The 14722-nt window shown below is 39.7% G+C and carries 12 protein-coding genes and 8 tRNA genes; 18 read left to right on the top strand and 2 right to left on the bottom strand.

Annotation, left to right across the window (positions count from 1 at the left end; all coding sequences use genetic code 11):
• Nucleotides 1-32: 32 nt before the first annotated feature.
• From MK396_RS08025 to MK396_RS07990, 8 genes are all read left to right on the top strand, one after another.
• Nucleotides 33-106 (top strand) — tRNA-Met (locus MK396_RS08025).
• A 13-nt stretch (nt 107-119) separates the two neighbouring features.
• Nucleotides 120-193: transfer RNA gene (locus MK396_RS08020), tRNA-Ile, on the top strand.
• Nucleotides 194-204: 11 nt separating this feature from the next.
• A tRNA-Ser gene (locus tag MK396_RS08015) sits at nt 205-294 on the top strand.
• 10 nt (nt 295-304) lie between these two features.
• Nucleotides 305-378, top strand: a tRNA-Met gene (locus MK396_RS08010).
• Between the two features lie 4 nt (nt 379-382).
• Nucleotides 383-455 (top strand) — tRNA-Phe (locus MK396_RS08005).
• A gap of 16 nt (nt 456-471) precedes the next feature.
• Nucleotides 472-542, top strand: a tRNA-Gly gene (locus MK396_RS08000).
• A gap of 33 nt (nt 543-575) precedes the next feature.
• A tRNA-Ile gene (locus tag MK396_RS07995) sits at nt 576-649 on the top strand.
• A gap of 6 nt (nt 650-655) precedes the next feature.
• Nucleotides 656-743, top strand: a tRNA-Ser gene (locus MK396_RS07990).
• Between the two features lie 76 nt (nt 744-819).
• Here the strand turns inward: MK396_RS07990 and birA are convergent.
• Nucleotides 820-1755: a bifunctional biotin--[acetyl-CoA-carboxylase] ligase/biotin operon repressor BirA gene (gene birA, locus MK396_RS07985; protein ID WP_268724233.1), complete on the bottom strand. Its 936-nt coding sequence runs from the start codon at nt 1753-1755 to the stop codon at nt 820-822.
• Nucleotides 1752-2612 carry an AraC family transcriptional regulator gene (locus tag MK396_RS07980; protein ID WP_268724232.1) on the bottom strand — a complete coding sequence of 287 codons (861 nt, stop codon included), beginning with the start codon at nt 2610-2612 and terminating at the stop codon, nt 1752-1754. The genes birA and MK396_RS07980 overlap by 4 nt, the downstream gene beginning before the upstream one ends.
• Nucleotides 2613-2719: 107 nt before the next feature.
• Here MK396_RS07980 and MK396_RS07975 point away from each other — a divergent pair, with 107 nt between their 5' ends.
• From MK396_RS07975 to MK396_RS07930, 10 genes are all read left to right on the top strand, one after another.
• Nucleotides 2720-4882 carry an alpha-galactosidase gene (locus tag MK396_RS07975; protein ID WP_268724231.1) on the top strand — a complete coding sequence of 721 codons (2163 nt, stop codon included), beginning with the start codon at nt 2720-2722 and terminating at the stop codon, nt 4880-4882.
• Between the two features lie 34 nt (nt 4883-4916).
• On the top strand, nt 4917-6167 hold the full coding sequence (locus MK396_RS07970) for an extracellular solute-binding protein (protein ID WP_268724230.1): 1251 nt from the start codon (nt 4917-4919) through the stop codon (nt 6165-6167).
• Between the two features lie 18 nt (nt 6168-6185).
• Nucleotides 6186-7058, top strand: a complete 873-nt coding sequence (locus MK396_RS07965) for a carbohydrate ABC transporter permease (RefSeq protein WP_268724229.1) — start codon at nt 6186-6188, stop codon at nt 7056-7058.
• 16 nt (nt 7059-7074) lie between these two features.
• Entirely contained in the window at nt 7075-7908 is an 834-nt protein-coding gene (locus tag MK396_RS07960) for a carbohydrate ABC transporter permease (protein WP_268724228.1), read from the top strand.
• Between the two features lie 205 nt (nt 7909-8113).
• The gene (gene gtfA / locus MK396_RS07955; RefSeq protein WP_268724227.1) at nt 8114-9556 is read left to right on the top strand and encodes a sucrose phosphorylase; all 1443 of its coding nucleotides are present in this window, start codon (nt 8114-8116) and stop codon (nt 9554-9556) included.
• A 131-nt stretch (nt 9557-9687) separates the two neighbouring features.
• Complete coding sequence (locus MK396_RS07950) at nt 9688-10881, top strand: O-antigen ligase family protein (protein ID WP_049519720.1); 1194 nt, start codon at nt 9688-9690, stop codon at nt 10879-10881.
• 143 nt (nt 10882-11024) lie between these two features.
• A complete protein-coding gene (locus MK396_RS07945; protein WP_268724226.1) occupies nt 11025-11462 on the top strand; it encodes a MarR family winged helix-turn-helix transcriptional regulator in 438 nt (145 codons plus the stop codon).
• A 3-nt stretch (nt 11463-11465) separates the two neighbouring features.
• A complete protein-coding gene (locus tag MK396_RS07940) occupies nt 11466-12230 on the top strand; it encodes a nuclear transport factor 2 family protein (RefSeq protein ID WP_268724225.1) in 765 nt (254 codons plus the stop codon).
• 14 nt (nt 12231-12244) lie between these two features.
• A complete protein-coding gene (locus tag MK396_RS07935; protein WP_268724224.1) occupies nt 12245-12973 on the top strand; it encodes an ABC transporter ATP-binding protein in 729 nt (242 codons plus the stop codon).
• Nucleotides 12966-14486, top strand: a complete 1521-nt coding sequence (locus MK396_RS07930) for an ABC transporter permease/substrate-binding protein (protein ID WP_268724223.1) — start codon at nt 12966-12968, stop codon at nt 14484-14486. Before MK396_RS07935 ends, MK396_RS07930 begins: the two co-directional genes overlap by 8 nt.
• Nucleotides 14487-14722: the final 236 nt, after the last annotated feature.

Raw genomic sequence — 14722 nt, 5'->3', positions numbered from 1 at the left:
TCGCAGGTTCGAATCCTGTCTTCCCGATTCATGGCGGTGTAGCTCAGCTGGCTAGAGCGTCCGGTTCATACCCGGGAGGTCGGGGGTTCGATCCCCTTCGCCGCTATAATGATCTTGTTGGACCTTTAGCTCAGCTGGTTAGAGCTCTCGGCTCATAACCGAGTGGTCGTAGGTTCAAGTCCTACAAGGTCCATTGTAAATAATGGAGGATTACCCAAGTCCGGCTGAAGGGAACGGTCTTGAAAACCGTCAGGCGTGTAAAAGCGTGCGTGGGTTCGAATCCCACATCCTCCTTTTATATTAACGCGGGATGGAGCAGCTCGGTAGCTCGTCGGGCTCATAACCCGAAGGTCGTAGGTTCAAATCCTGCTCCCGCAATATTGGCTCGGTAGCTCAGTTGGTAGAGCAATGGATTGAAGCTCCATGTGTCGGCGGTTCGATTCCGTCTCGCGCCATATCTTATTTTATTAAGCGGGTGTAGTTTAGTGGTAAAACTACAGCCTTCCAAGCTGTTGTCGCGAGTTCGATTCTCGTCACCCGCTTTGAACGAAAGTTCATACCAAGTTTTTAAACTTGGGCGCGTAGCTCAGGTGGTTAGAGCGCACGCCTGATAAGCGTGAGGTCGGTGGTTCGAGTCCACTCGTGCCCATTAATAGGAGAATTACTCAAGAGGCTGAAGAGGACGGTTTGCTAAATCGTTAGGTCGGGTAACCGGCGCGGGGGTTCGAATCCCCCATTCTCCGTATGTTAAGAGAGCTTCTAGGCTCTTTTTTTGTATGTAAATTCCCCTTCTAAATCGTTAAAAGGGGGATTTGTTTATTACCAATTTGTTAGTGATATTTCTCCGCTATTTAGCCAGATAGTATGTTTGTTTGCAAGTTCGACTTGAAGTTGACCAGATTCAGAGATTTCTTTTGCAAGTCCTTTTTTAAGTTTTCCATCTAGCTGGAAGGTAACTTCTTTTCCAAGAACCAATGATCTTTCTTTATAGATATAAAGTAGCTCATCTGGATCCGTATTGTAGAAACAATTCCATATTTCGCTGATGAGCTCATTACGACTAATTGGTGCAGGTGGCATAAATAGGCTACCTGCTTTTTCTTTTAGGTCATCTGGGAAGTCTCCTATAGAAAAATTTATACCAAGTCCGATAATGACATCTGTAACCAAGCCTGTCTCAACTGATGTCATTGCTTCGGTGAGGATACCTGCTATCTTTTTATTTTTTAAGTAGATGTCATTTACCCATTTGATATCTACTTCTATCATAGTTAGATTTTTAATGGCTTTGTAGGTTGCAGCAGCTACAAGGAGAGTATAGGAAGGGAGTTTTTCATAGGGAAGATTGGGTTGAATATGCAGGGACATATAGATCCCACCCTGAGATGGAGAATAGTAGGGACGCTGAAAGCGTCCACGACCTGCTGTTTGACAGGTTGAAAGATAGAGTGTATTTCCTTTGTTTCCAGCTTCAATTCCTTCTTTTGCATCTGTTTGGGTTGATTTGGTTTCAGGTTTGTAGTGAACGATTAAGTTGGTTTTCTCTTGAATCAAATCAGGTAATATCAGATCGCCTTGAATAAGCTTGTATCCTCTATTTTTGATACTGTCAATTTCTAGGCCTTCTTGTTGAAGACGTTGGATCGCTTTCCATATGGATGTACGGCTTAAATTCAGTTCTTCTCCGATTTTTTCTCCGCTAACATAATCGTTTTCTCTAGCTAATATTTGGTAAACTAGTTGGTGTGATTTCATTGATTTTCCTTTCTAGCTAAGAGGGAGTGAGCGTATTCATTTCGAGTTTGACTAGGTGTTTTATGAAAAAACTGTTTGTAGGCTTTTGAGAAATGTAGTGGATCTGAAAAACCCACAGAATATGCAATGACTTTGATCGTTTCATTGGTGTGCTCTAGTAACTGTTGAGCACGGTTCATTCGAACGAAAAGTAAATACTCTTTTGGAGAGAGTTGGTGAAATTCTTTAAACACACTAGTTAAGTAACTTCTATGAACCGATAGCTCTTTTGCTAAATCTTGAATGGTGAGCGATTGTGGATAGTGGCTATCAATTAATCGTTTGCAGTCAAGATAGAGCTGGTGGGTTGATGAAATATTCTCTTTTTTCTGATTGGGAGCAATAGTTCCTAGATGAAACATTAGTTCATGGAGTTGTCCCATGATATGTAGTTGAGCCAATTCATTTGATTTTGTAATCTGAGCGAAGCGGACAATATTTTCAACGAGTTTTGCAGTTGTTTGTGTATGACAGTTATTTGACTGGATGAGGTAGGATTGGTCAGAAATTTGAGATAGAGCAAAGTAGTCAGGTGCCCTCCCTCCAGTAATCCCCAACCAGTAGTAAGCCCAAGGATCCTGGCTATCTGCTTGATAGAATGTTAATTCATCTGGTTTTAGTAAAAAGAAACCTCCTGCATTTAAATCAACAATTTTCCCCTTATAATGGAATTGACCTTTTCCTTTAGTGATGTAATGGAGTACATAGGTATCTCGAATAGCTGGGCCAAAAGAGTAGTTAGGCGTGCATTCTTCATAGCCGTAAAAGCTGAGAGAAAGATCAATTGTTCCAGTCTGGTATTCTGAAAAAACGAGCATGTGCCACCTCCTACCTAACATTTTACCATACTTTAGAGACATTTTTCTATTTTAGAAAGCGCTTTTATTTGCTAAAATTTTATCAGGAAATCGATGAGGTACAATTTATGGGAATTCGGATAGAGAATAATCTTTTTTACGTTGAGAGTAAAGGTTTAAGTTTGATTATTGAAAATAGGGATGGGTTCTTATTATTAAAACATTTAGGAAAGACTATTAAGAACTATAGAGGGGCTAATAGTGTTTATGAACGCGATCATGCTTTTTCTGGTAATCCCATAGCTACTAATCGAACCTTTAGTTTGGATACGCAACGTCAAATTTTTGGACAACATGGTTTGGGTGACTTTAGAAAACCAACTTTACAGGTTCAACATGATGCAACTGAAGTAACAGACTTTCGATTTGTAGAAGCAAAGATTTTAAAAGGTCAGAATGGTCCACAGGGCTTACCTTCTCCTCACAGCATGGATGATACAGAGACGCTTGTCTTGATTTTAAAAGATCCTCAAGCTAAACTTAGTCTGACTTTGTATTATACAGCTTTTGATAATGATGCGACAATTGCTAGTTACAGCAAATTGGAGAATAATAGCAATCAGGAAGTTGTCATTCATAAGGACTTTTCTTTCATGGCTGATTTTCCTGCTGCAGCTTACGAAATAGTGACTTTACAGGGAGCTTATGCTCGTGAAAAGACTGTCCGACGTCAACAGGTAGAGCAAGGAATCTTTTCAATTAGTTCGAATCGTGGAGCTTCTGGGCATGCTCAAACACCAGCTCTTCTATTATGTGATCAAGGAGTTACAGAGGATGCTGGGAATGTATTTGCTCTACAACTGATGTATAGTGGAAACTTCGAAGCTTTTGTCCAAAAGAATCAACTGAATGAAGTTCGGGTGGCTATTGGAATTAATCCAGAAAATTTTTCTTGGAAGTTAGATCCTGAGGAAAATTTTGAAACACCGGTAACTTTAGTGACCTATTCAGATAAGGGATTAACTGGTATCAGTCATGAAAGTCAGAATTTTGTACTTAAGCATATTATGCCAAGTAAATTTTCTAAAAAAGAGCGTCCAATTCTAATCAATAACTGGGAAGCTACCTACTTTGACTTTCAGAGAGAAAAACTGTTAGAACTAGCTGATGAAGCTAAGAAAGTTGGAATTGAACTTTTTGTATTAGATGATGGGTGGTTTGGTAATCGCTTTGATGATAATCGTGCTTTAGGTGATTGGGTTGTGAATGAGAAAAAACTGGGTGGAAGTCTAGAAAGTCTGATTTCAGCGATCCATGAAAGAGGTTTGCAGTTTGGGCTTTGGTTAGAACCTGAGATGATTTCCGTTGATAGCGACTTGTATCGTAAACATCCTGACTGGGCTATTCAGGTTCCAGGATATGATCATACTTACTCTCGAAATCAATTAGTACTTAATCTTGCCAATCCCCAGGTAGTAGAATATTTGAAAAATGTCTTAGATGAACTCCTCTCTCATCATAAAATTGACTACATCAAATGGGATATGAACCGCAATATCACTAATCTGGGGAATGGTTCAACCTACTTGGAAACCCAGATGCAGTCTCATCAGTATATGTTGGGGCTTTACGAACTCGTTTCGTATCTGACAGAGAAGCACAACCATATTCTCTTTGAGTCCTGCTCTGGTGGCGGTGGCAGAAATGATCTTGGTATGATGCGTTATTTCCCACAGGTCTGGGCTAGTGATAATACTGATGCTATTGCACGTTTACCAATACAATACGGTTCATCCTATCTCTATCCAACCATTTCTATGGAGGCTCATGTGTCAGCAGTACCAAATCATCAGATGGGACGAATGACACCATTGGAAACTCGCGGTCATGTAGCCATGATGGGGAATCTGGGTTATGAGCTTGATTTGACAAGTTTATCAGATGATGAGAAAGCTGAGATTGCTAATCAGGTGAACTTGTATAAAGAATTGCGACCAGTAGTCCAGTTGGGAAATCAGTACAGGTTAATCAATCCCGATGCTGAATCCAATGAAGCAGCTGTGCAATTTAACTATGGAAATCAAACGATTGTAACCTACGTCCGAGTCCTATCAGTTGTGGAAACAATGGAAACCACCTTGAAACTAAAAGACTTAGAGGTGGAAGGGCTTTATGAGCTGGAAGGGACAAACATTGTTTACTCGGGTGCAGAGCTCATGTATGCAGGTTTAACTGTTACCTTATCACCAGGAGATTTTTTGAGTAGACAGTATAAATTCAAGAGACTATAATAAAAGCGTATAAATTTATCAAGGAGGCATTCCAATGAAATGGTATAAGAAAGCAGGTTTTCTTTTAGTAGCTGGGGCAAGTTTACTAGGCCTAGTGGCTTGTAGTCAGAACAATCAATCAGCTGATGGTAAGGTAACGATTGAGTTTTTTAACCAGAAGATAGAGATGGCAGATACCTTGCAAAAGATAGTGGATGATTTTGAAAAGGAACACCCTAATATTGATGTGAAGCTGACTACAGTACCTTCAGCTGGAATTGTTCTAAAGACTCGGATTTTATCAGGAGATGTTCCAGATATTATTAATATCTATCCTCAAAATATGGATTTTCAGGAGTGGGCGAAGGCAGGCTATTTTGCAGATATGACAGGAAAACCCTATCTTGAGAACATCAAGAATGACTATGCTGAAAAGTATGCAATCAATAACAAGATTTATAGCGTGCCATTAACGGCCAATCTTTATGGAATCTATTACAATAAAACGAAGTTTAAAGAATTAGGACTTGAGGAACCGAAGACTTTTAAAGAGTTTCAAGAGATTGTCAAAAAGATAAAAGATAGTGGGAATTCTCCATTTGCGGTTGCAGGCAATGAAGGCTGGACATTAAATGGTTACCACCAACTTTCTCTCATTACTCTTACGGGTAGTGGAGACGCGGCTAATAATTACCTTCGCTTTTCAAAACCAAACGCAATCTCTGCAGATGATGCTATTTTAAAAGCAGATGCAGAACGACTCGATTTATTAGCAGATAATGCTCAAGATGGTTGGCGTGGTGCCTCTTATAATGATGCGGTGGTAGCATTTTCGAGTGAAAAAGCCTTGATGATGCCACAAGGATCATGGGCATTAGCCGCAATTAATCAACAGGATCCAAAATTTGAGGTGGGGATGTTCGCCTTCCCAGGAGAAGAAGTAGGAAAAGAAGTCACTGTTGGTGCAGGGGACATGGCATTATCAACTTCAGCTACTACCAAACACCCTAAGGAAACCGAAGAATTTATCAGCTATATGACTAGTCCAACAGCTATGCAGTCATACTATGATGTAGATGGATCACCAGTTGCGGTGAAAGGCATACAGGAAAAAGAAGATTCAGCGCTTGCAGCTATTTCTAAACTGGCCTTTACGGACAAACATTATGTTTGGTTGGGCCAACGCTGGAACTCTGAAGAAGACTTTTTTAATCTAAGTACAGGTTACCTGATGGATAAAAATCTTAAAAATATGGCAAACAATCTCAATGCTTTCTTTAATCCAATGAAGGCAGATTTGGACTAGAATAGGAGTTAAGATGATATGGCTATTCGAAAATTTTTAAATAAATACTGGGGTTGGACATTTTTGCTCATCCCGCTTGCTTTACAAGCTATCTTCTTTTACTTTCCAATGGTACAAGGTGCTTTCTATAGTTTGACTAACTGGACTGGATTGACCTATAATTATAAATTTGTTGGTTTAAATAACTACAAATTGCTGATGATTGATGGGCAATTCTTCACAGCCATAGCCTTTACTTTGATTTTAACTCTGGCATTGATTGCTGGAGAGATTACAATTGGGATGGTTGTGGCACGAGCCTTAAATTCTAAGATGAAGGGGCAGACCTTCTTTAGAGCTTGGTTCTTTTTCCCGGCTGTTTTATCTGGTTTGACAGTTTCCTTGATTTTTAAACAATTCTTCAACTATGGTCTTCCAACGATTGGAAGAATTTTAGGGATTGGTTTTTTACAAGAGAGTCTATTAGGGACACCTGTCGGAGCGGTAGTAGCAACTATTTTTGTTCTTCTATGGCAAGGAGTAGCAATGCCAATTATTCTCTTTCTTGCTGGTCTTCAGAGTATTCCAAATGATATTTTAGAGGCAGCATCAATTGATGGTGCAACAAGTAAACAAACTTTTTGGAAGATTGAATTACCCTATTTACTACCAACGATTTCTATGGTTTTTATCTTGGCTCTTAAGTCCGGTTTGACAGCCTTTGACCAGATTTTTGCGTTGACGAGTGGTGGTCCAAATAATGCTACAACGTCTCTTGGACTTTTAGTCTACAACTATGCTTTCAAGAGTAATCAATATGGATATGCGAATGCAATTGCCTTGATTTTATTCTTAATTATTGGAATTGTTTCTCTTATCCAAATCAAGCTATCAAAGAAATTTGAAATCTAATAGAGGAGTCCTACACATGAAAAAAGAAGAAAAATTGAATCAGTTTTGGAAATATATCCTCTTGATAGTCGGTGGTATTCTTATACTTGTTCCTTTGTTGGTAACGGTATTTAGTTCTTTCAAGACAACCAAGGATATCATGAATCATTTCTTTAGTTTGCCCAATCCTTTTACCTTAAGTAATTATGAACGCTTGATTTCGGATGGGATTGGAGGCTATTTCTGGAATTCAGCAGTTATTACGGTGTTATCATTGATTGTAGTAGCTTTCTTTATACCAGCTGCAGCTTATTCCATTGCTCGAAATATGTCCAAGAAAAAAGCCTTTGCAATTATGTATTTGCTCTTGATCTTAGGGATATTTGTTCCATTTCAGGTGATTATGATTCCCATCACAGTTATGATGAGTAAACTCGGTCTAGCAAATATGTGGGGGCTAGTAATACTCTACTTAACTTATGCTATTCCACAGACTCTTTTCTTGTATGTTGGTTATATAAAAATCAGTGTACCAGATAGTTTGGATGAAGCTGCGGAAATTGATGGGGCTGATCGTTTTACAACTTATCGTCGAATCATTTTTCCAATGTTGAAGCCCATGCATGCTACAACTTTGATCATCAATGCATTATGGTTCTGGAATGACTTTATGTTACCATTGTTGATTTTGAATAAGGATTCCAAGATGTGGACTTTGCCTCTCTTCCAGTACAACTACCAAGGTCAGTACTTTAATGACTATGGACCAAGCTTTGCATCCTATATTGTGGGAATTGTAACGATAACCATTGTCTACCTTATCTTCCAAAAACATATCATTTCAGGAATGAGCAACGGGGCAGTGAAGTAGGAAAGAGCTTAGGAAATCTATAATTCCATACATAGACGAACGGTTCAGCTTATTGGCAATTCTATGTAGAAAAAAGAAAGTAGTACTTAGTTGCTTGCAGTCTATATTAGTATGAGTTCGATGTGAACAAAAATCTAAAAATATCTTTCATTTACGAAGCCAGGTCATATGAGACTTGGCTTTCATCAGAAAAAGGAGACCATCTATGACCATTCAAAATAAAACTATGTTGATTACTTACTCAGATAGTCTTGGAAATAACCTTAAAGACTTGTATGAGAATTTGGAAGAACATTTTGGCTATGCTATTGGGGGAGTTCACCTTCTACCATTTTTCCCGTCAACAGGAGATCGTGGATTTGCACCAGTTGACTATGATGAAGTGGATCCAGCGTTTGGTGATTGGGAGGATGTTAAGCGTTTAGGTGAGAAATATTATCTTATGTTTGACTTTATGATTAATCATATTTCTCGCCAATCTAAATATTATAAGGACTATCAAGAAAAACATGAAGCCAGTGAATTTAAAGATCTTTTTTTAAACTGGGACAAGTTTTGGCCGGAAAATCGTCCGACACAAGCTGATGTAGACCTAATTTACAAGCGTAAGGATCGTGCACCAAAGCAAGAAATTCTTTTTGCAGATGGTTCAGTAGAACATTTGTGGAATACCTTTGGTGAAGAGCAGATTGATCTTGATGTGACCAAAGAAGTAACGATGGCATTCATCCGTAAGACGATTCAACATCTAGCAGGTAACGGGTGTGATTTGATTCGCCTAGATGCCTTTGCTTATGCAGTGAAGAAATTGGATACCAATGATTTCTTTGTGGAACCAGATATTTGGAATTTATTGGACAAAGTTCGAGATATCGCTGCTGAGTATGGGACAGAGCTCTTACCTGAGATTCATGAACACTATTCGATTCAGTTTAAAATAGCGGACCATGATTACTATGTTTACGATTTTGCCCTTCCAATGGTGACCCTTTATACTCTTTACAGTTCTAGAACAGAGCGCTTGGCTAAGTGGTTAAAGATGAGCCCGATGAAGCAATTTACGACTCTAGACACCCATGATGGGATTGGAGTGGTGGATGTCAAGGATATCCTGACTGATGAGGAAATTGACTATGCTTCAAATGAGCTCTATAAGGTTGGAGCTAATGTTAAACGTAAGTACTCCAGTGCAGAGTATAACAATCTAGATATCTACCAAATCAATTCAACCTATTATTCTGCGCTTGGAGATGATGATATCAAGTACTTCCTCGCTCGTCTGATTCAAGCTTTTGCTCCAGGCATTCCTCAGGTTTACTATGTGGGTCTATTAGCAGGAAAAAATGACTTGAAATTATTAGAAGAAACCAAAGAAGGTCGAAATATTAATCGTCATTACTATAGTAATGAGGAAATAGCAGAAGAAGTTCAACGTCCTGTGGTGAAGGCCCTTCTTAATCTATTTTCTTTCCGTAATCGGTCAGAGGCCTTTGACCTAGAAGGGACTATTGACGTTGAAACACCAACAGCTCATAGCATTGTAATCAAACGTCAAAATAAAGACAAGTCCGTAACAGCAGTAGCAGAAATTGATTTGCAGAGTCAGACCTATCAAGTAGTGGAAAACGGCAGAAAAATTCAGTTCTAATGCTATATTAATGAAAGAGTTTTTTGTGGCGAAAACGTGTTCATTGTTCCCAAATGACGGAAAAAATGGTAGAATATAAAGATAGTTTAGCATTTATCTTCTGGAGAAATCCAGAACAGAAAGGATCCGTTTTGAAATCAATTGGATTACTGGATAAGATAAGAGGGCTTTCGAAAAAAGATTTCTTTTTGTATTTGATGATCATAAGTATCTTTTTACCTTTTTATTTATTCTTAGCGCTCTTTGCTTTATATTTGATAGGTTTACTTGTTACTGGGGAGATGAAGGGAATTATCAAAGGATTGTTCAAACATCTTGTACTTCTCTTTTTTATTGCCTACAGTAGTATCATCTCTATTGTCGCCAAGAACTGGCTTGGATTGGTTGCATCTTTACTGATGTTTCTCTTCCTCGTTTTCTTTAGTTATTACCAGAAACGTCTGACACATGCTTTCTTTCGACTGATACTGCAGACAATCTTGTTTGGTAGTGTGCTCTCTGCGGCTTTTGCTACTTTGGAGCATTTCCAAATTGTAAAGAAATTTAACTATGCCTTTCTTTCTCCCAATATGCAAGTGTGGCACCAGAACCGTGCAGAGGTCACCTTCTTTAATCCTAACTACTATGGGATCATTTGTTGCTTCTGTATCATGATTGCCTTTTATCTCTTTACAACGACGAAGTTAAGATGGTTGAAAGTCTTTTGTGTGCTAGCAGGTTTTGTGAATCTATTTGGTTTGAATTTTACGCAAAATAGAACAGCCTTTCCTGCCATCATCGCTGGTGCCATCATTTATCTCTTTACAACCATTAAAAACTGGAAGGCCTTTTGGCTTAGTATCGGGGTCTTTGCGATTGGCTTGAGTTTCCTTTTTTCTAGTGATTTGGGAGTTCGGATGGGGACTTTAGATTCCTCTATGGAAGAACGCATTTCTATCTGGGATGCTGGGATGGCCTTGTTTAAGCAAAATCCTTTTTGGGGGGAGGGGCCATTGACCTATATGCACTCTTATCCTCGGATAAATGCTCCTTATCATGAACATGCTCACAGCCTTTATATTGATACGATTCTGAGTTACGGAATTGTGGGAACCATTTTATTAGCTTTGTCTTCTGTTGCTCCTGTTCGTTTGATGATGGATATGAGTCAGGAGTCGGGGAAACGTCCAATTATCGGTCTTTATCTATCTTTCCTTACAGTGGTTGCTGTGCATGGAATCTTTGACTTGGCCCTTTTCTGGATTCAGTCAGGCTTCATTTTCTTGTTAGTTATGTGCAGTATTCCATTGGAGCGTCGAACTTTGGTATCAGACATGACGGATTAAGTTTATAAGATTGAAATCTTCTACCTTGAGTAGGAGATTTTTTACTGAGAAAAATTAGTTCTAAATCGAAATAGTTGACAGTTAGAATAATAAGTATTATAATGTTTTCATTCGTATCGATATGGAAATAAATTGGAGGTTTCATGAAATATTGTCATTTGGTAGCCCATCATATTCGTTTGTTGAATGGGCGGATTTTTCAAAAGTTACTGAGACAAGACCCTGACTCTCTTTATCGGAGTGAGCAGGGAAAGATTTTAGCGGTTTTATGGAATAGTAAGACGGGCTGTGCAACTGCGACAGATATTGCACTAGCGACTGGCCTCGCCAACAATACGCTCACAACCATGATTAAGAATCTTGAGGAGCAAAACCTGGTCACCATTAGCCCATGTGGAATAGATAAGAGAAAGAAATATGTCAAGTTGACAGAGCAAGGTTTGTCCCAGAAAGAAGTTGGCCATCGTGTTAGTCAAAGACTGGATGCTATTTTTTATAAAGGTTTCTCAGAGGAAGAAATTCGGCAGTTTGAAAGCTATCAGGAACGCATTTTAGCAAATTTAAAAGAAAAAGAGGCATAAATCATGTCAAAACAAGTGAAAAATGCTCACAACCTATACATTCATGCTATTCAAGATGGACGAGTTGCTGAGGCTCAAGCTCAGTCTGTAGGGGATACTTATATCCAACACTCGACAGGTGTGCCAGATGGGAAAGAAGGGTTTGCGGCTTTCTTTGCAAATTTCTTTGAACGCCATCCCGGGCGTGAGATGAAGATTGTCCGTACCATTGAGGATGGCAATCTGGTCTTTGTTCATGTTCATCAATATCTCAATGGCGGAGAAGCGCAATGGGTGACGACGGATACTTTCCGTGCGGATGAGAATGGCCGTATCGTAGAACATTGGGATGTTATTGACTACTATCGTGCTCCAGAAAATGGACAGTTAGACCAGATCTTTGGAGATTTTGAAATCAAGGATTTGGATAAGACAGCAGAAAATAAAAAGGCCGTTCGTCGTTTCTTGACAGAAGTTTTCCAAAATGGGGAGCTAGAGCAGTGGAGTGATTATGTGGCGGACGATTTGATTCAGCATAATCATGAGATTGGCCAAGGAAGTCAGGCTTATAAAAACTATGTGGCGGAACATGGTGTCACTTTCGACTTTGTTTTCCAGCTTTTGGGACAAGGAAATTATGTGGTCAGCTATGGACAGACTCAGATTGACGGAGTTGCCTATGCCCAGTACGATATCTTCCGTTTGGAGAACGGCTTTATTGTGGAGCATTGGGATAATAAGGAAGTTATGCCTAAGGTAGAAGACTTGACCAACCGAGGAAAATTTTAAATTGAGGACTAAGAATGATTGAATATAAAAATGTAGCGCTACGCTATACAGAAAAAGATGTTTTGAGAGATGTCAATTTACGGATTGAGAATGGGGAGTTCATGGTTTTAGTTGGGCCTTCTGGGTCCGGTAAGACGACCATGATTAAGATGATTAATCGTCTTTTGGAACCGACTGATGGAAATATTTACATGGATGGCAAGCGCATCAAAGACTATGACGAGCGTGAGCTTCGTCTTTCTACTGGTTATGTTTTACAGGCCATTGCTCTGTTTCCCAATTTAACGGTTGCAGAAAATATTGCTCTTATTCCTGAGATGAAGGGGTGGAGTAAGGAAGAAATAGCGACGAAAACAGAAGAGCTTTTGGCTAAGGTTGGTTTACCAGTAGATGAGTATGGACATCGACTTCCGAGTGAATTATCTGGTGGAGAACAGCAACGGGTCGGCATTGTCCGTGCCATGATTGGTCAGCCTAAGATTCTCCTCATGGATGAGCCTTTTTCAGCCTTGGATGCTATTTCGAGAAAACAACTACAGGTTCTGACGAAAGAATTGCATAAGGAGTTTGGGATGACAACGATTTTTGTGACCCATGATACGGATGAAGCTTTGAAATTGGCGGACCGTATTGCTGTCTTGCAGGATGGAGAGATTCGTCAGGTGGCGAATCCCGAGACGATTTTAAAGGCTCCTGCAACAGACTTTGTAGCAGACTTGTTTGGAGGTAGTGTTCATGGCTAATTTGATATCAACTTTTCAGGATCGTTTTGGTGATTGGGTAACAGCTCTATCTCAACATTTGCAGTTGTCACTTTTGACCTTGTTACTAGCTATTTTTATTGCTATTCCCTTGGCTGTTTATCTTCGCTATCATGAGAAGTTGGCGGACTGGGTCTTGCAGATTGCAGGAATTTTCCAGACTATCCCGTCTCTGGCCTTGTTGGGACTCTTTATCCCCTTGATGGGAATTGGAACCTTGCCTGCTTTGACGGCTCTAGTGATTTATGCGATTTTCCCGATTTTGCAAAATACCATTACTGGGCTGAAGGGAATTGATCCAAGTCTGCAAGAGGCTGGGATTGCCTTTGGGATGACCAGGTGGGAGCGTCTCAAGAAGTTTGAAATTCCACTTGCCATGCCTGTCATAATGTCTGGTATTCGGACGGCAGCGGTCTTGATTATCGGTACGGCAACCTTGGCGGCCTTGATTGGTGCAGGGGGACTAGGTTCCTTTATCCTTTTGGGAATTGACCGTAATAATGCCAGTCTGATTTTGATTGGGGCCCTTTCTTCTGCAGTGCTGGCTATTGCCTTTAACTTCCTACTAAAAGTGATGGAAAAAGCAAAATTGCGGACGATTTTCTCTGGTTTTGCCTTGGTGACCATATTACTCGGTCTGTCTTATAGTCCAGCCCTCTTAGCTCAAAAAGAGAAAGAAAACTTGGTGATTGCTGGGAAATTGGGACCAGAACCAGAAATTTTGGCTAATATGTATAAACTCCTAATTGAGGAAAATACCAGTATGACTGCGACTGTTAAACCGAATTTTGGGAAAACAAGCTTCCTCTATGAAGCTCTGAAAAAAGGCGATATTGACATCTATCCTGAATTTACTGGTACGGTGACTGAAAGCCTGCTTCAACCATCACCGAAAGTGAGTCATGAGCCAGAGCAGGTTTATGATGTGGCGCGTGATGGCATTGCCAAACAGGATCATCTAGCCTATCTCAAACCTATGTCTTATCAAAATACCTACGCTGTAGCTGTTCCGAAAAAGATTGCTCAAGAATATGGCTTGAAGACCATTTCGGACTTGAAAAAAGTGGAAGGACAGCTGAAGGCAGGTTTTACTCTCGAATTTAATGATCGTGAGGATGGAAATAAGGGCTTGCAATCAATGTATGGTCTCAATCTCAATGTAGCGACCATGGAGCCAGCCCTTCGCTACCAGGCAATTCAGTCAGGCGATATTCAAATCACGGATGCCTATTCGACGGATGCAGAGTTGGCGCGTTATGATTTGCAGGTCTTAGAAGATGACAAGCAACTCTTCCCACCTTATCAAGGGGCTCCACTCATGAAAGAAGCTCTTCTCAAGAAACATCCTGAGTTGGAGCCAGTTCTCAATAAACTAGCAGGTAAAATTACTGAAAGCCAGATGAGCCAGCTCAACTACCAAGTCGGAATTGAAGGCAAGTCAGCAGAACAAGTAGCCAAGGAGTTTTTACAAGAACAAGGTTTGTTGAAGAAATAGTTTGAAAATGCTAAACTCAACTTGCTTAAACGACCAGATAAAAAAATGCTCAGGCAATCTTGTCTGGGCTTTTTTGGTGTCAGAATTAATGATTTTCATTTTTAAATGGAAAATAAGAGGAAATTTTCAAGATTATCTAAAATTTTACTGTAAATACACTTGACTATTCACAAAATAGGTGTATAATGTGTTGTGAACTACTTAACAAATAAAGATTTCCAGCTCATGTCGACTAA

The organism is Streptococcus oralis, assembly GCF_026782235.1.
Classification (GTDB): domain Bacteria; phylum Bacillota; class Bacilli; order Lactobacillales; family Streptococcaceae; genus Streptococcus; species Streptococcus oralis_CC.
This window is presented reverse-complemented; position numbering and strand designations above follow the sequence as displayed.